Origin of the sequence: Roseiflexus castenholzii DSM 13941 (assembly GCF_000017805.1) — a bacterium.
Classification (GTDB): domain Bacteria; phylum Chloroflexota; class Chloroflexia; order Chloroflexales; family Roseiflexaceae; genus Roseiflexus; species Roseiflexus castenholzii.
Window position 1 is genome coordinate 4,919,728 of record NC_009767.1, and the last position, 17,338, is coordinate 4,937,065.

At 61.4% G+C, this 17,338-nt stretch carries 15 protein-coding genes; 6 read left to right on the forward strand and 9 right to left on the reverse strand.

From position 1 onward, the window contains the following. Positions 1–22 precede the first annotated feature (22 nt). From RCAS_RS19445 to pufB, 6 genes are all read right to left on the reverse strand, one after another. The gene (locus RCAS_RS19445) at positions 23–1,243 is read right to left on the reverse strand and encodes a geranylgeranyl diphosphate reductase (RefSeq protein ID WP_012122214.1); all 1,221 of its coding nucleotides are present in this window, start codon (positions 1,241–1,243) and stop codon (positions 23–25) included. Positions 1,244–2,669: 1,426 nt separating this feature from the next. After that, a complete protein-coding gene (gene chlG, locus RCAS_RS19450; protein ID WP_012122215.1) occupies positions 2,670–3,584 on the reverse strand; it encodes a chlorophyll synthase ChlG in 915 nt (304 codons plus the stop codon). 144 nt (positions 3,585–3,728) lie between these two features. Further along, positions 3,729–4,691, reverse strand: a complete 963-nt coding sequence (locus tag RCAS_RS19455) for a photosynthetic reaction center cytochrome c subunit family protein (protein ID WP_012122216.1) — start codon at positions 4,689–4,691, stop codon at positions 3,729–3,731. Between the two features lie 99 nt (positions 4,692–4,790). Continuing rightward, entirely contained in the window at positions 4,791–6,716 is a 1,926-nt protein-coding gene (locus RCAS_RS24270) for a photosynthetic reaction center subunit M (protein ID WP_012122217.1), read from the reverse strand. Positions 6,717–6,957: 241 nt separating this feature from the next. Continuing rightward, entirely contained in the window at positions 6,958–7,086 is a 129-nt protein-coding gene (locus RCAS_RS25375) for a light-harvesting protein (protein WP_157042711.1), read from the reverse strand. Positions 7,087–7,107: 21 nt separating this feature from the next. Then, positions 7,108–7,275, reverse strand: a complete 168-nt coding sequence (pufB, locus tag RCAS_RS19465; protein ID WP_012122218.1) for a light-harvesting antenna LH1, beta subunit — start codon at positions 7,273–7,275, stop codon at positions 7,108–7,110. Between the two features lie 503 nt (positions 7,276–7,778). On the opposite strand from pufB, the gene RCAS_RS19470 reads away from it, so the two are divergent. Both RCAS_RS19470 and RCAS_RS19475 read left to right on the forward strand, forming a co-directional pair. Further along, positions 7,779–8,780: a MerR family transcriptional regulator gene (locus tag RCAS_RS19470; RefSeq protein WP_012122219.1), complete on the forward strand. Its 1,002-nt coding sequence runs from the start codon at positions 7,779–7,781 to the stop codon at positions 8,778–8,780. An 87-nt stretch (positions 8,781–8,867) separates the two neighbouring features. Beyond that, complete coding sequence (locus tag RCAS_RS19475; RefSeq protein ID WP_041331147.1) at positions 8,868–9,311, forward strand: hypothetical protein; 444 nt, start codon at positions 8,868–8,870, stop codon at positions 9,309–9,311. Positions 9,312–9,354: 43 nt separating this feature from the next. Here the strand turns inward: RCAS_RS19475 and RCAS_RS19480 are convergent, their stop codons facing one another. The 3 genes from RCAS_RS19480 to RCAS_RS19500 form a co-directional block, all read right to left on the reverse strand. Next, positions 9,355–10,290 carry a transglutaminase family protein gene (locus tag RCAS_RS19480; protein ID WP_012122221.1) on the reverse strand — a complete coding sequence of 312 codons (936 nt, stop codon included), beginning with the start codon at positions 10,288–10,290 and terminating at the stop codon, positions 9,355–9,357. Between the two features lie 1,169 nt (positions 10,291–11,459). Continuing rightward, positions 11,460–12,419 (reverse strand): alpha-E domain-containing protein, encoded by a 960-nt coding sequence (locus RCAS_RS19495; RefSeq protein ID WP_012122222.1) that lies wholly within the window; start codon positions 12,417–12,419, stop codon positions 11,460–11,462. Next, entirely contained in the window at positions 12,412–13,842 is a 1,431-nt protein-coding gene (locus RCAS_RS19500) for a circularly permuted type 2 ATP-grasp protein (protein WP_012122223.1), read from the reverse strand. The genes RCAS_RS19495 and RCAS_RS19500 overlap by 8 nt, the downstream gene beginning before the upstream one ends. A 524-nt stretch (positions 13,843–14,366) precedes the next feature. Between RCAS_RS19500 and RCAS_RS19505 the strand changes: the two genes are divergently transcribed. Genes RCAS_RS19505 through RCAS_RS19520 form a run of 4 tightly spaced genes read left to right on the forward strand, consistent with a single transcriptional unit; the run spans position 14,367 to position 17,086 of the window. Then, the gene (locus RCAS_RS19505; RefSeq protein WP_012122224.1) at positions 14,367–15,386 is read left to right on the forward strand and encodes a sensor histidine kinase; all 1,020 of its coding nucleotides are present in this window, start codon (positions 14,367–14,369) and stop codon (positions 15,384–15,386) included. Further along, a complete protein-coding gene (locus RCAS_RS19510) occupies positions 15,383–16,048 on the forward strand; it encodes a response regulator transcription factor (RefSeq protein WP_012122225.1) in 666 nt (221 codons plus the stop codon). Before RCAS_RS19505 ends, RCAS_RS19510 begins: the two co-directional genes overlap by 4 nt. Next, the gene (locus RCAS_RS19515) at positions 16,048–16,878 is read left to right on the forward strand and encodes an ABC transporter permease (RefSeq protein ID WP_012122226.1); all 831 of its coding nucleotides are present in this window, start codon (positions 16,048–16,050) and stop codon (positions 16,876–16,878) included. Before RCAS_RS19510 ends, RCAS_RS19515 begins: the two co-directional genes overlap by 1 nt. After that, the gene (locus RCAS_RS19520) at positions 16,859–17,086 is read left to right on the forward strand and encodes a hypothetical protein (RefSeq protein WP_041331152.1); all 228 of its coding nucleotides are present in this window, start codon (positions 16,859–16,861) and stop codon (positions 17,084–17,086) included. The genes RCAS_RS19515 and RCAS_RS19520 overlap by 20 nt, the downstream gene beginning before the upstream one ends. Positions 17,087–17,338 lie beyond the last annotated feature (252 nt).

A 17,338-nucleotide genomic window follows, 5' to 3' on the forward strand; every position in this document is an offset into this window, starting at 1 on the left:
TCCTTGCCGGCTGCGCCCGATCTCAAGCGACTGCCGGTTGACCCGTCCGCCGGCGTGGCAGGTAGTGACGCACCTGCGCAGCGATAATGTCCGCCGTCATACGCAGTTGTGCCAGCCACGGCACCGGCGTCATACTCTTGTGCATGTACGACTCGAACGTCAGGCGTTGCACATCCAGATTGCGGCACATATCGGTGAAGACTTCCATCTGCCGCGCGTTCCCGTACCCCCATTTCTGGAGCCAGACGAGGAAGCGGTACATTGTGCCGTAGGTCTTCCACCACCGGCGCTCATAGCGCCGCAGCGCAGCGAGCGACGCATCGGGCAGACTGGCGATCAGCGTCTCTGCCGCCATTTTGCCGCTCTTCATCGCCCAATAGATGCCTTCGCCCGATGTATGCACCACCAGACCCGCCGCATCGCCGATCAGCATAGCGCGCTCGAACGCCATATGCTCACGCGGCTCCATCGGCAGCGCATGCGCTTCTTCGAGGATGACCTCGCCACCCTCAAGATCGCGGGAAATCCGACGCTTCAGATTGGCGAGCAATTCACGGGCGCGTTTGCTGTGCGACGGTCCGGTTCCGATCCCAACGGCCACGTGGTCGCTCTTGGGAAACGCCCAGGCATACAGATCGGGACTGACCTCAGGACCCAGGTAGAGATCGGCGGTATCTTCCCAGCGCGCCATTTTGCTGGCAGGCAGGCGAATACGTTGCTGGATGGCGATGCAGCGCGGCAGATTGGGCAAACCCAGCAGCTTTGCCGTCGTCGAGTATGCCCCGTCAGCACCGATCACCGCCACAGCGCGCAGTTCCTGACGCGCACCGCCGAACCGCTCGCGGTAGGTTACCGTCACACCCTCCTTATCGAACGCTAGATCGATCAGTTGACCTTCGATCAGGGTTGCGCCATGTTGCACGGCACGCTGACGAATGTAGCAGTCAAACTCCTCGCGGCAGCACATGGCGATATAATCCTGATCGGAGCGATGGACGCCGGCAACCTCAATTTCAACGACCCGTTCACTCGGTGAATGCACCAGCGCGTGATGCACCTTGCGCGAGATCAATGTTTCCGGCAAGTCGAACTCGGTGAACGCCACCGGCGGCACGGCGCCGCCACACGGCTTCACATACGACGTATCGCGTTCGAGCATCACCACCGGCACACCTGCGCGCGCCAACGTATCGGCAGCCGTCGCGCCTCCCACCGATGCGCCTACCACGAGGACTGGTTCCATGAGTCGCTCCTTCTAGCCGATCAGGAGTCAGGAGGTGTGAGAACCGAGAACTGAGAACTGAGAACCGATTTCCTACAACGCAACGTTCCGATCCCTTACTTTCTCGCTTCCCGACCTCTTGTCCCTTCCCTCTTGCCCCTCCCCTCGTGCCTCGTCCCTCGTGCCTCGTCCCTCGTCCCTCTTGCCTCTTGCCCCGTCCCTCGTCCCTCTTGCCTCTCACCCCTCTCGCCTCTCTCGCCTCACCTCTCGCCTCTCCACAAATGCGAGATAAATCTCGCACTACGCCATTGCCGGGACCCCCTCGCCTCTCTCGCCTCACCTCTCGTCTCTCCACAAATGCGAGATAAATCTCGCACTACGCCATTGCCGGGACCCTCTCGCCTCTCTCGCCTCACCTCTCGCCTCTCCACAAATGCGAGATAAATCTCGCACTACGCCATTGCCGGGACCCCCTCGCCTCTCTCGCCTCACCTCTCGTCTCTCCACAAATGCGAGATAAATCTCGCACTACGCCATTGCCGGGACCCTCGCGCCTCACCCCTCGCGCCTCGTCCCTCTTGCCTCTTGCCCCGTCCCTCGTCCCTCTTGCCTCTCACCCCTCTCGCCTCTCTCGCCTCACCTCTCGTCTCTCCACCAATGCGAGATAAATCTCGCACTACGCCATTGCCGGACCCCTCTCACCCCCTCGTCTCTCCACCAATGCGAGATAAATCTCGCACTACGCCATTGCCGGGACCCTCGCGCCTCACCCCTCTCGCCTCGCCCCTCGCGCCTCGTCCCTCGTGCCTCTTGCCCCGTCCCTCGTCCCTCTTGCCTCTCACCCCTCTCGCCTCTCTCGCCTCACCTCTCGTCTCTCCACAAATGCGAGATAAATCTCGCACTACGCCATTGCCGGGACTCTCTCGCCTCTCACCCCTCGCCTCGCCCCTCTCGCCTCACGCCTCACGCCTCTCGCCCCTCTCATACCAATGACCGGTGACCATCCGGCATGGTCACCCCGCGCAGCGCGAGGGGGCGTGCGCGACCCGCTTCGATTCCTCGCTGCGCTCGGAATGACCCGTCGCTGCGCTCGGAATGACCCGTCGCTGCGCTCGGAATGACAAGCATACGGCATCGTCAATCGTCATTGGTATCATCCCTCGCCTCTCGCCTCACCCCTCTCGCCTCTCGCCTCTCGCCTCTCGCCTCACCTCTCACCCCCTCGTCTCTCCACAAATGCGAGATAAATCTCGCACTACGCCATTGCCGGGACCCTCGCGCCTCACCCCTCGCGCCTCGCCCCTCGCCCCTCTCGCCTCACGCCTCTCGCCCCTCGCCTCTCGCCCCTCTCGCCTCACGCCTCTCGCCCCTCGCCTCTCGCCCCTCGCGCCTCACGCCTCACGCCTCTCGCCTCTCACCCCTCGCCTCGCCCCTCTCCCCTCCACATTCAACGCACGCCAATCGCTGCCGCCATCATGCCCCACACAAACATGGCGATACCGCTGGCATTGTAAAAAATGGCGCGTTTGCGTGGATCGGCAATCGAAAAGAACTTCCACTGCGTTGGAATCTGCATGAGCACCAGGGCGCCAATAATGGCGGCAATAACCCAGTTTCTCACGTGCAGGAAATACATCACCACCAGAATCTGCGCCACATTGATCGTCACAAACGCCGTCCAGGCTGCGGCAATCTCGCCGTACAAAACCGGGATCGAACGAATGCCGCTGACCCGGTCGCCTTCCATACTCTTGAAATCGTTGATCGTCATGATGCCGTGCGCGCCGAGCGAGAAGAGCGCCGCCATCAGCACACTACCAAACGTCAACGGCGCAAATGCCAGGTGACCAGCGATCCAGGGCAACCCTTCGTAGGAGACTGCGACAATCGTATTGCCAGCCCAGCCATTGCGCTTGGCGCGGATCGGACCCGCGCTATAGATCACCGCCAGCACCATGCCAATCGCCGTCATCAGGGCAACATACTGCCCCAGGAACATTGCAATGCTCAGACCGAGCACGACCAAAACAGCGACCGTAATGAACACCTGGCGCGCCGATACCAGACCTGACGGAATCAGGCGCTGCGGCTCGTTAATCGCATCGACATCGCGGTCGCAATAATCATTCACGACCTGCGACATACCGCACAGGATCGGACCGGCGAGCAGCACACCAAGCGCAATCCGTCCCACATCGGTCCACGTCCACTGACTGGCGCCACTGGCAATAGCGCCGCACAAGAAAGCCCACGACGGCGCAAACCACGTCACCGGCTTCATCAGTTCAATGGAGCGCCGCACCATCACCGTTGGGCTGGTTGTCAACCGGGACGGCGTAGTCGGAGCAGTTGATTCCGGCATTGGCATACTCTCCTGCGAGTCATGGAAGAAAGCAGAGTGCTGCGACCGGTATGATACCACGACTCTCTAAGAACAAGAATGCTGTGTGATGCGTTGTTCGATTCCACATCACACAGCACGCATCACACCCCCGCAGCGCCAGGACTACGGCGTGCTCGACAGCACGGCGGGCACCTGTCCCGGCTTGGCGGCGCCCGGCGGAATATTGGCGCCCTGGTGGCAGAGCCAGCACGATGGGCTTTTACCGGCCATGATGCCATCGGCGATCCGTCCACCTGGCGCGACATACGTCTCCTGAATGTGCTTCGTCATCTGGAGCATGATGATCGAATGGTTCTTCTGCGCGATCTCATAGCTGGGGAAGTAGCGCGCATTATGGCAGAAGGTGCATCCCTGCCCCATACTGACATTCATGTGATACATTGCGAACTGATTCTGTTCCACCTCGTGGTTCGACACATCCTTCCGACCGGTGACGACCAGACCGCCGGGGTAATCGAGTTCGAGAGGCAATCGCCAGTCATTCGGCAGGGTATTCATAATCTCGATCGGATACGGCTCCAACCCTGCCGCCTTCCCGTTGTGGCAGGTCGCGCAGGTGATCTGATAACCGCCGACCGAAGCCGGCAGTTTGGCGGTATAGTTCTGGTTCAGGTCAGCCGACATCAGCATCATCTTGCGCGCCGTCACCTTCTTCGCCGCATTCGGATAGCCGTCCTGCTGAGCGAAGTTGGCGATATTATGGCAGTAGCTGCAATCGACCTTCAAACCGCCGGAGACCTGCGCCACCATATACGCCGAGATCTGCGCGGTCGTCATCCCCTTCAGCACCTGCACCGCCTGCGGCTGCGGATTGGCTTGAATATACGCATTCATCGCCGCAAGCGACTCGGCGCTGATATAATCCGTCGGCTCCTGCGTGTAATTGACGTAGATCGGGTTCTGGAGCGGCGGCGCAGGCGCCGGGGTAATGGTGTAAAAAATCCACCAGAAAATCGCGATACTCGCCACGGCCATAACGACCGAGATGATTCCGGCCACGATGTAGAACCTGCCGCGGACGGTATTCGTGATTTCCGGAAAGAGCGTTGGAGGCTGCTGGATCATCGCTTCTATTCCTCTCTAGCAGTGCCGCGGACGAGGCATAACGCCGGGTTCCGCTGCGCGGGCAGGCGGATGCGGCGCACCCACCCGCCACACACGCGCTTACCGGAAGACATACTGCGCCCAATCGGGGTTCGGCCAGGGCGCCACAATCTTGGCCGTTTCACCCCAGGCATACCAGTCGGGCACGAGCGTACCGCTCAAGAACAGGCCAATCGCGCCGGTAATCGCGGTGAACGCCGCGAACCACCATGCCCAGATGTGAATGTTGTACGAGTTGGCGTTCCAGCCCATCACCCAGCGCCAGAAGAGTTGCGCGCGCTGCGTTCCGGGACCTTCCGCCATCATCTCGGTGAACTCCATCTCCGACTTCCACTTCGAGGTTGCGACGATCGTCGCCCCATGCATCGCCAGCAACAGCGTCGATCCGAGCAGGAAGAAGATCGAGAGCATATGGAAGGGGTTGTAGTAGAAGTTGCCCCAGTGGATGCTCACATAGTTCGTCCAGTCCAGGATCGCGCGGAAGCCGTGGCCCGGCGCGGCGCTCCAGTTACCGAGCGCCAGCGGATGGAACAGATAGATCACGAAGTAGAGCGACAGCGCCGAAGCGAACCCCCACGCCAGCTGCGTGCCGACGCCGGTCGCTTTCGCGCGGGTATAGAGGCGCGCCCACCACGTCAGCACCGAAATGTGCAGGAAGAACGTCGCCGCCAGCCATGCGCCGCCCTTGTCCCATGGCACATTCCAGCTCAGACCATACTCGGTCGGCGGTGGATAGACGGCCAGGTTCCAAAACTCGCGCAGATAGATGATCGGGTTCCACCCCACCTGACGGCCATAATCTACCAGAATGATGAACGCACTGGCGAAGAAGGTGATGAACGAAATGACGCCCCACAACCCGACATAGATCGGACCCACCTGTCCTTCACCCAGCAGACGCTGCATCCAGCCGACATGACCCGGCGGCTTGGCAATCGTCCCTTCAAGACCGTCGCGATACTCCTCGTCGTGCAGATCGATCGGACCCGGCGTCTCACGACCGCGCCCCAGCACCAGCCCGACGCCCAACAGCGACAGACCGGCCACCAGCGCTCCCTGACCGACGCCATTCCAGATCGGCATCTTGTCCCAAAAGCCCCAGAAAGCGTTCCAATCCTTCACGAACGTGCCGGACAGGAAGATGCACAGGTTCGAGAAGAGCACCGATGCTGCGCCCGTCCAGAACGCAACGCGGTGGATGCCGATCTCGCCGATGCTGTAGCCAAGGATGTTACGCCAGAAGACGTGGATGTTCTGATCGGAGATGTTGCGTTTCGCCTCGCTCAGCACCGCCGACCCGTGCATATGGAGGAACAGCGTTGAGGCGAAGAGCAGCGTAATGCCGATGGCGTGGAACGGATTATAAAAGAAATTGTAATACTGATAGCCGATATTCGACACCCAATCGAGGTGGTGGGTAATGCCGAGCGGGAAGCCATGCCCCCAGGCGCCCATCGCAATCGGGCGCAACCACTGAAGCGTGATCCAGGAGGACACAACCGCGCCGAAGGCAATCGGCACCTCCATGCCCATATCAAGCTTCAGGCTGATATCGATCTGCCGCAGCAACCAACCGACAAAGGCGATGGTCGCTGCAACCATCGTCAGGAACCAGAAGAAGCCGGGCTGCGCAGGATCGACGTTCAAGCCCTGCGACACTGGCGGCGGCTCGATGCGCATCGCCAGAATGTTGAGCGTTCCCTCGTTGACCACCCCCTCGTACAGGTAGAACGCCACCCCAAGAATGATGCCGATGATCGAGATGGCGCCGAACAACCCAACATAGAAGCGGCCAATCCAGAAATCGAACGGATCGACGCCGAAGAAGCGCGCCGCGAGGGTTTTTCCGGGCCGCTTATAGAACTCCTCGATAATCGAGAATGGGATAACCTCTGCGGATGCTGCCTGCGAGCCTGTGGAGGAAATCGCCTCAGCGGGGAGAGTCTCTCCACTCGGCAGCGGCAGCGCGCGTGGCACAGCGGACATCGTGTGCTCTCGCTTTCTAGCGTACGGATTGGCTTACGCGAAGAGTGTACGTCTCCACAGGCAAAGCCAGCACCTGGATGTACGTACGGCGTAAAGACAGGACAGGGGCTGATGCGCTGCCACGTGTCAGCCCGCTGTCCTCACCTCTTTACGAGCGCCAGGCAGAATAAGCGACGTCGTTCAGGCTCTGCGCCAGTTGACCCCATCCGAGCCGGGCGCGGTGCGATTCCGCGCTGCCGGATTAAGGGGCTCGCAGCCAGTTGAACGCACCCGAACTGAGCACCACGAAGTGGATGAGCAGCGCCATCACCAGACCCAGCAGGGTGGAGACCACCACTGATGTCCGAAACTCAAATGGTCGATCTTTCATAAGAGCGCCTCCGAAACTTATTCACCTGATCCAGGGCGTCCAGGCCCAGCACAGCACGTGAGCAATCACCGCGATAATCAGACCACCATAGATCGTCTTGACGACGATGTCGTGCACCAGCCACTCTGCGTTGTTGAACAGCGGCTTCCACTGATCGGGCACCAGATCGTTCTGTGGCTTGTCGGTCATGTGGGTCACCCCCTTTCCTGTCTGCCTGACCGGCTCTTGCAGCAACGCGCTGCGTCATGGTTTCTGCCCGCGCCAGTGACTCTGTCGCTTCTTGCCGATGAGCGTGTCGAAGCTCCGTAGTGTCAATAGTATTCGCGGGTTTCACCGGGATTATACCGCTGAAAAAGCACGCCCGTCAATCAAAATATCTTACACATATACTATGCAAGGGTTATGCAGATCGTGTGCAGAAGCCAGAGTTGTGAAGTCGTAACACTGCGTCAGAGTATGCACTACAGCGTTTGACATTCCCTCTGCGTATACTATAATAAAGCCCTACAGTCCTAGCCAAAAGGAGGGGAAGCAGCGAGGAACCTTGCTTCACCCTGCTGTCGCAACTGCCATGCTGCAGGGTGAATACGCGGCGCTGACCGTGTGCGTGGCATTGCTCCCCGGCTCTGCTGCTCTGCAAACGCCGCGGCGCGCATGCCGACGCTTGACCGTTCTAGAGATGGAGAACCCCCATGTTGGAGCAGGTCCATCGCCTGCTGGCGCTGTCCGACGTTCCACGGTACAACATTAAGGCGGTCGTCCAGCAGACTCAGGTCAATGTTTCGACGCTACGCGCATGGGAGCAGCGCTATGGCGTTCCACGCCCGACTCGCTCCGATCACGGTCATCGGCTCTACTCGCAGCGCGACATCGAAATCATCAAGTGGCTCAAGCAGTGTACGGAGGAAGGACTAGCGATCAGCCAGGCAGTCGCACTGCTACGCGACATCAGTGATACCGGCGATATCGCCCCGCGCGCCCCGCAGCCTCCCCCGCCAACGCTCGCCGACGCTGGCTGGCCCGACCTGCGCACCCAACTGACCGAGGCGTTACTCAGCGCCAACCTGCGGCAGGCGCACTTGCTGGTCAATACGGCGGTTGCGCTCTTCCCCATCGAGACGCTGGTGCTCGATCTCTTTCAGCCGATGCTGATCGAGATCGGCGACCGCTGGGCGCAGGGCGACGTCTGTGTCGCAGAAGAGCGCGTGGTCACGAACTTCGTGCGCCAACGACTCCTTGGCTTGTTGCAAATCCACGCGCCGTTCGCCACCGGTCCGCGCCTGATCGCCGGATGCGCGCCGGAAGAACAGCACGAGATCGGGTTGATTATGTTCTCGCTCCTGATGGAGCAGCGCGGTTGGGAACTCATCTATCTGGGACAAACGGTATCGGCGGAAGGGCTGGATGGCTTTCTGGTGCGAATGGCGCCGGCGCTCATCTGTATGTCGGTCTCGATGGCGGAACATGTGCCCGGACTGCTGGAAATTGCGCGGATCGTCGAAAATCGCCGCCGTCATCGGTTGCTGTTCGCCTACAGCGGTCAGGTGTTCGACCGCCATCCTGAACTTCGCGGGCGCATTCCCGGCATCTTTCTGGGCAACGATTTGCGCGAGGCGGTGATCCGGGCGGACGATCTCGGCGAGGAGATCGACCCGGAACGATGGGCGCGACAGGCGCACTTTTTTCGCCATTGATGGCGATAGCAGGTCGAACGACAGGTTGCTCGCAGGGTCCGTCGAGGTGCGCCGGCAACGTCGCGTATGGCGCTAGAAAGTGCGGTTATGCGCTCTTTGACGACATGGCTGTCCAGTCGAGGACCAGAGGTTGCTCAGGCGCTCGATCAACGCCGTGAAGCTATCTGCACTGCGGTCACCAATCGCCTTAAATCGACGTTTTCGGGATTGCTGGCCGATGTCGAGGCGCGCTATGGCGGGCAGTATCAGCAAATGACGTTCAGCCGCACGCCGCAACGCCTCCACCGCCTGTTGCTCGTTGCGCTCGCGCTCCAGGCGCCGTCGGTGTTGCAACGCGAAATCGAGTGGAGTGTGCGCCTGCTGCTGCGCCATGGCATTACCCAACATCACATTCAGTCGATGGTGCGCTGGTACTTCGAGGCGGCGCAACGCGAGGTGGCGCTCGATGATCAGGACCGCGACCATCTCGCGGCGCTCGAAGAGGCGATCCTGGCGACGGTCTATGCGATTGGCGATGAAACGTCGTCTTAGCGCCGTTGTGAATAATCCCGCGTTGTGGTCATTGCGCCGATCGTCACTGCTGCATGTGCGCCTCTTCCATAAACGCGCGCTCCATCGCCTGCCATTCGGGTGGCGGCTCATCAGCCGCTGCGGACGGCGTCGCAACCAGTGCAACGCGCACGGCAACATCGAGTTCACTTGTCGCCTGACCCTTGTAGACGCCGCGCGATGGCGGAACGTCAGCATAGTCGCGCCCAATGGCCACACGAATGTGGCGCGCGCCGGCAATCAGGTTGTTCGTCGGATCAAATCCGACCCACCCCATACCCGGCAGGAGGGCCTCCACCCAGGCGTGGGTCGCGTCCGCTTCTGAGCGATCATGGTCTTCGGCGCGATGGAAGAGGTAGCCGCTGACATAGCGACAGGGGATGCCGAGCGCACGCGTCAGCGTGATCATAATGTGGGCGAAGTCCTGGCAGACGCCACGACGCATGCGCAGAGCGTCGTCAATCGGCGAATGCACATGGGTGCTGCCCGGAGCATATTCAAAGGCATCGTAGATGCGCGTGTTGAGCCGGCAAAGGGTCGTCAGCGGATCGCTGCCGCGCTGTAACGCTATCTCTGCGGCGAAGGCGCGCAATAGATCGCTGGGGTGCGTAAAACGACCGGGTTGGAGCAGGTCCCAATACTCGCCGCTGGCGGCAAGCGCATCGAGCGCGCGCCAGGATTCGCCATCGAGCGCAGTGATCGGCGACGGCTCGCTGACCTCTACCAGCGCCTCGGATGTCACCGTAAGCAATTTATGGCGTCCGGGAACATCGAAGTGATGTACCATATTCCCCAGAATGTCGCGGTAACTGAAGATGGTCGTCCGCGGGATGGTGGTCATCTGAAAGCTGTGAAGGCGCTGATGCCCATCACTGCGCGGTTGCATGCGCACTTCCACGACGCTCTCGCTCACCGGCGCGCTATAGCGGAAACGGGTCAGATGTCGAATGTGGTAGAGCATATGTAGATTCGAGGCGAGAGGCGCGAGGGAATGAGCGCCTCGTCATCTTCTGTTCACCCTTTGCGCCTTTTTGTATGATTCAACACACATAAGGTGATAGATTCGAGGCGAGAGGCGCGAGGGAATGAGCGCCACCTTTGCACATGCCGTCTTTCCGCGTGCAATGCGTCACCTGTCACCTCGCCCCGCTCTCCTCGCCACAAATGCGAGATACATCTCGCGCGACGCCATGGTCGGGACCCTCGCGCCTCTCGCCCCTCGCGCCTCTCGCCTCTCTCACCTCACCTCTCGCCCCGCTCTCCTCGCCACAAATGCGAGATACATCTCGCGCGACGCCATGATCGGGACCCTCGCCCCTCTCGCCTCTCGCCGCTCGCCGCTCGCCGCTCGCCGCTCGCCGCTCGCCGCTCACCTCTCGCCCCGCTCTCCTCGCCACAAATGCGAGATACATCTCGCGCGACGCCATGGTCGGGACCCTCGCCCCTCTCGCCTCTCGCCTCTCGCCTCTCGCCTCTCGCCTCTCGCCCCTCGCCGCTCGCCGCTCGCCTCTCGCCCCTCGCCTCTCGCCTCTCGCCCCTCGCCCCTCGCCGCTTGCCGCTCACCTCTCGCCCCTCGCCGCTTGCCGCTCACCTCTCGCCCCTCGCCCCTCGCCGCTCACCTCTCGCCCCGCTCTCCTCGCCACAAATGCGAGATAAATCTCGCGCGACGCCATGGTCGGGACCCTCGCCCCTCTCGCCTCTCGCCTCTCGCCCCTCGCCCCTCGCCCCTCGCCTCTCGCCCCTCGCCGCTCGCCTCTCGCCGCTCGCCTCTCGCCCCTCGCCCCTCGCCTCTCGCCCCTCGCCGCTCGCCTCTCGCCCCTCGCCTCTCGCCTCTCGCCTCTCGCCCCTCGCCCCTCGCCCCTCGCCGCTCGCCGCTCGCCCCTCGCCCCTCGCCCCTCGCCCCTCGCCCCTCGCCCCTCGCCCCTCGCCGCTCGCCGCTCGCCCCTCGCCGCTCGCCGCTCGCCTCTCGCCCCTCGCCTCTCGCCTCTCGCCGCTCGCCGCTCGCCTCTCGCCCCTCGCCTCTCGCCTCTCGCCGCTCACCTCTCGCCCCGCTCACCTCGCCACAAATGCGAGATAAATCTCGCGCTACGCCATTGTCGGGACCCTCGCCCCTCTCGCCTCTCGCCCCGCTCACCTCAGCGCCTCATCAGCCGAGTAACTGATGCACGCCTGGTAGAGCGCGTCGTGCACCTGCGCGCACATGCGGCGAATAGTCATCAGATACGTGTGCATATCCATCATGATCTCGTCCACCTGCCCATAATCGAGCGCTGCGCGCAGGCGCCCTGCCAGACGCTCGACCCGCGCCGTCGCGCGCGGGACGCTGGATCGACCGATCACCTGCGCCGCTTCCTGGATCATATCGGCGGCGAAACGAATGGAACGAGGAAATTCGGCGTTCAGCAGCAGAAACTCCGCGACATCCTCCGGGTGCACGCTGGCGGTGTACACTTTACAATACGCCTCAAACGCGGTGCAACTCTTCAGAAGACTCACCCACTCGAAGTAATCGAGCGACGCAGCATCCGACGCATCGAGCGCGCCAAAATGGACATCGAGCAGCGCAGCCGTCGCCATTGCGCGCTCCAGGTAACGCCCAATCTGAATGAACCACCATCCCTCATCGTGGCTCAGAGTTGCGTCGGTAATGCCCTGAAACAGATGCACCCCCTCCTTGACGGCGCGGAAGAAGAGGTGTGGCTCGCCCGACCACATCTCATCCATGGAGGTTGTGCGCAGGTACAGGTAGAGTCGGTTGACCTGCTCCCACATCTCAGAACTGATGCGCTCACGCACCTGGCGTGCATTTTCGCGCGCTGCGGTCACACACGCCATGATCGAGTCGCTCGTTGTAGTATCGAAGGTGTACGCCTGCGTGATAGCGTAGGGTGACACGCTTTGGGCAGCCAGTGGACCGTGCAACGCCGCAAGGAGGCGGCGCCAGCGTCGTTCAGCGGCGGCAGGCGTCAGATCGAGCGCACTGTGCAGATGCACATCGAGCAGGCGCGCCGTATGCTCGGCGCGCTCCAGATACCGCGCCATCCAGAAAAGACTGTCGGCGACGCGACTGAGCATCGGCGTTTTAGTCATTGAGCACCCAGGTATCCTTGCTTCCGCCGCCCTGCGACGAATTGACCACCAGCGATCCACGCCGGAGCGCCACGCGCGTCAGACCTCCCGGCACGATGACGATTTTTTCGCCATACAGAATGTAGGGGCGCAGATCGATATGACGCGGTTCGACCCTTCCATCGACAAAACAGGCTGCACGAGAGATCATCACCGTTGGTTGTGCAATGTAATTGCGCGGATCGGCAAGAATGCGACGACGGAACTCCTCACGCTGCTCGCCGGTGCTGTGCGGACCGATCAGCATGCCATACCCGCCGGACTCACCGACCGCCTTGACGACCAGGTTGTCCAGATTCTCCAGAATGTAGCGTCGATCGGTTTCATCGTATGCCAGATAGGTCTCGACATTCGGCAGGATCGGCTCTTCCGCCAGATAATAACGAATCATGCGCGGCACAAAGGCGTAGATCGCCTTATCATCGGCGACGCCGGTGCCAATAGCGTTTGCCAACCCGACATTTCCCGCCCGATAGGCATTGAACAGACCCGCCACCCCTAATGCCGAATCCGGACGAAACGCCAGCGGATCGATAAAATCGTCATCGATTCGACGATAGATCACATCGACGCGTTGTAAACCGGCAGTTGTGCGCATATAGACATAGTTGTCGTGGACGAGCAAATCGCGCCCTTCGACCAGTTGCACCCCCATCTGCCGCGCCAGAAAGGTGTGTTCGAAGTATGCTGAATTGTAGACGCCGGGAGTTAACAGCACAATCGTCGGGTCTGGACGCTGCAATGGATCAAGCGCGCGCAGCGTTTCCAGCAACGCCTGACCGTAGTGGTCAGTCGGGCGAACATTGTAGCGCTCGAACAGCGTCGGGAAGGTGCGTTTCATCACCTGGCGATTTACCAGCATATATGACACACCGCTCGGCACGCGCAGGTTGTCTTCCAGCACCACAAATCGCCCATCAGCGTCGCGCACGAGATCGGTTCCAACAACGGCGACATACACATCACGCGGCACGTCGACGCCGCGCATCTCACGACGATAGTGCCGACAACTGTACACAAGTTCGCGCGGCACGACGTTATCGGCAAGGATGCGCCCTTCGTGATAGACATCGCGCAGGAACATGTTGAGCGCCGTAATGCGCTGTGTCAGACCTCGCTCAATGACTGCCCATTCCGCTGCTGTGATGATCCGTGGGATCAGATCGTAGGGGAAGATTTTTTCGGCGCCATCCTCATGACCATAGACCGCAAACGTGATGCCCTGATTCAGAAACGCTGCATCGGCAGCCTGCTGTCGCCGGTGCAACTCTTCCGCCGACAGGCTGATCAACCGCTCATAGAGGGGCAGATAGTGTGGGCGCGGCTGCCCGTCGGCGGTGAACATCTCGTCGTAGGCGCTCTCGATGGTGTAGGAGATAAACATAGAACCGAGAATTGAGAACTGAGAACTGAGAATTGAGAACTGAGAACTGAGAATTGAGAACTGAGAACCAAGAACCGCAAGCCGCGAGCGGCGGCACGACCCTTCCGCGCGCATCCGTCGCCATCCGGCGCGATCCGGGCGCCTGAGCCGAACCGCGCACCGCAAGCCGCGAGCGGCGGCACGACCCTTCCGCGCGCATCCGTCACCATCCGGGCGTCCCCTCCCATCGGGCGCCTGAGCCGAACCGCGCACCGCAAGCCGGGATTTTCTTTGTGCAATTAAGACAAACAATGCCCCGACAATCAATGATCGGGGCGTCATTGCCGACAGAGAGATGCCAGATGCAGTGTGCCCATATAGTACTCCTTTGTGCATTCTTCGTCAAGCCGTTCCGACGCCTGTTGTTCCATCTTTCACGGAGCGTGCTATACTGATATGAACAGAGCAGGAACACCGACGAAGCACGCCGCGGTCCAACGGCGTCCGGCTCGAACTACCTGGTCTGAAAGGCGCAGCAGAGTGACATGGACACGACGCTTGCACTGGCGGACGCTTATCAGCGCTTGTTGGGCGAACTGAGTCGTCGCCTGGGGGCGGCGCGGGCGGAACTGCTCCTGCGCACCGATCCGCGGCGCCCGGCGCAGGTGGTGGCGCGTTGCGATAATGCCGGCAATCCGAACGGCGCAGTTCAGACGCTGGAAATCCCCATCAGCGAAGGCGCCATCGAAGTTGGGCGCCTGTGTATGGCATTCGCCCCTGAAACGCCGCTTCCCGCACCGTCTGAATTGGGGATGGCGCAGGCGCTGGTGGAACTGGCGGCGCTGCTGGTCGAGGATCGCCATCAGCACACGTGGGGACCGCAGCTGCAAGCCGGGCGGCGCATGCTCGCAGTGACAGAAGAAGAACTTCAACGCATCATCCTGGATATCCACGATGGTCCGGTGCAGAAATTATTTGCCGTTTCGTCTCACCTGGCACTCGTCCAGGCGCGCCTGGATGAGCATAGCGACACAGACTTGCGCCGCCAGATCGCACCGCTCATCGAACGCATAAATGGATTGATGGAGAGCGCACTCCAGGAGATCCGCGCCACCCTGAGCGGCTTCCGACTGGCGGAGTTCGAAATGCGACCTCTGGCATCCGTTCTTCAAGGGCTTGCCATCCAACACGAAGCACTGACCGGCAATCAGGTGCTGCTGAACATCGAAGGTGAACTGCCGCCGGTGGAACTGCCGGTGAAGATTGCCCTCTACCGGGTGTTGCAGGAAGCGTTGTCGAACAGTTATCGCCACGCCGGCGTTGACCGCCACGAGGTGCAGGTGCACGCGCAGGAGGGATGGATCGAACTCATCGTCATCGATGAAGGGCGCGGGTTCGAGCCGCCGCCGCTGGAAGGACCGGGGGCGACGGAGCGGCAAGAACACATTGGACTGCGCGGTATGCGCGAGCGTGTTCACTTGGTCGGCGGGCAACTTCAGGTGTTGAGTCGTCCGGGGCATGGGACGCGCGTGATTGTGAGAGTGCCGGCAAAGGAGGCGGTATGACCGATCTCAACCGTGCCATTCGAGTCGTCCTTGCCGATGATCATGAACTGGTGCTTGAGGGATTGCGCGGTCTGCTGGAACGAGAGAGCGATATGATCGTTGTGGCGACAGCGACCGACGGCGAGTCGCTCCTGGCGATCATTGAGCGCGAACGACCGGATGTGGTGGTGATGGACCTGGCGATGCCAACACGCGATGGGCTTTCGTGTCTGCGCGAGATCCGCCGGCGGGGTATGCCGGTCAAGGTGGTGATACTGACCGCGTTCGGCGACGGCGGGGCGTTGCAGTCGGCGTGGGAGATGCAGGCGGATGGGTTTGCGCTCAAAACCGACCCGCCACGCCAGACGATTGCGACGATTCGCAACGTGGCGCACGGGCAGATCGTTTTTCCACGTGTGGTGCGCCAGGCGGCTGATGCCACGCAGGCGCACGGGCAGAGCCTCCTGGCGCGGTTGACGCAGCGCGAACGCGATGTATTACGGTTGCTGGCGGAAGGCATGCCGAATGCGCAGATCGCCGAACGTCTGGTGGTGCAGGAAAGTACGGTGAAATATCACTTGCAGAACATCTTCCAGAAACTGGGGGTGACGAATCGCACCGAGGCGGCGCAGGTCTATTACCGCGAAGGCGGGGAACGTTCGATCTTGAATTCCGAGCGGTGATGATGAACGCAGTCCTGACGATCACCTGGTTGACGTTTCACGAGGCGCGGCGACGGCGCATGGCATTGGCAGCGATGGTCATCGGCGCGTTGTTTGTTGCGCTGTTCGGCATCGGGGTCTGGCTGATTGCGCGTGAAATGGAACGCAGCGCGCCGCTGGCGATCCAGAATCAGGCATACAGTTTCTTGCTGATCGCCGGATTGTATGTCGTTCATTTTCTGACGGTCATGCTGGCGATCTTCGCTTCGGTCGATACGGTCGCCGGCGAAATCTCCACCCACACTATTCAGGCGTTGGTGACACGCCCGATCCGTCGCTGGCAGGCGCTGCTCGGCAAGTGGCTCGGCTTTGCACTGATGCTGACGGTCTACCTGGGGCTATTGAGCCTTGGCGTCGTCGCCGTTATGTGGTTGATCGTCGGGTACTGGCCCCCCAATGTCGCCGCCGGACTACCGTTGCTGGCGCTCGAAGCGTTGACGCTCCTCTCCCTCTCGCTGCTTGGCGGAACCCGCCTCTCGACGCTCACGAATGGCGTGGCGCTCTTCATGCTCTATGGGGTGGCATTCATCGGCTCGTGGGTCGAGCAGATCGGTGCGTTGCTGCAATCGAGCGATGCAGTGCGGATCGGTATTATCACGAGTCTGATCCTGCCGGTCGAGGCATTGTGGCGACGGGTCGCCTACCTGATGCAGCCGCCGCTCGCCAATAACCTCCCTGGTCCGTTTTCCACCTCTTCGGTTCCCAGCGAAGCCATGGTCGTCTACGCCGTGGTATACGCCGCCATTGCACTGCTGCTGGCGATGCGCTCGTTTGGACAGCGGGATCTGTGAAGTCGCCGTCATCGATGGCGGCGCACCCGCACCGAAGAGGTGCTGGTCGCCGACAAAACATCGCCGGACGACCTATTGCAACCGGATATTTGAACGCCCTCCTCCGGCGCTCGATCACGGACTGCTGACCGCCTGCACCGCAGCAACGGCGCTGATCAACGTTGAGAACGGTGTCGCCCTACCGAACGATCCCGATACAGATCCGTGAAAGGGTTTCAGGAGCGCGTATAATACCAATGACGATTGACGATGCCGCATGCTTGTCATTCCGCGCGCAGCGACTGGTCATTCCGCGCGCAGCGGCTTGTCATTCCGCGCGCCGCGACGGGTCATTCCGCGCGCCGCGACGGGTCATGCCGCGCGCCGCGACGGGTCATGCCGCGCGCAGCGACGGGTCATGCCGCGCGCAGCGACGGGTCATTCCGCGCGCAGCGACGGGTCATTCCGCGCGCAGCGACGG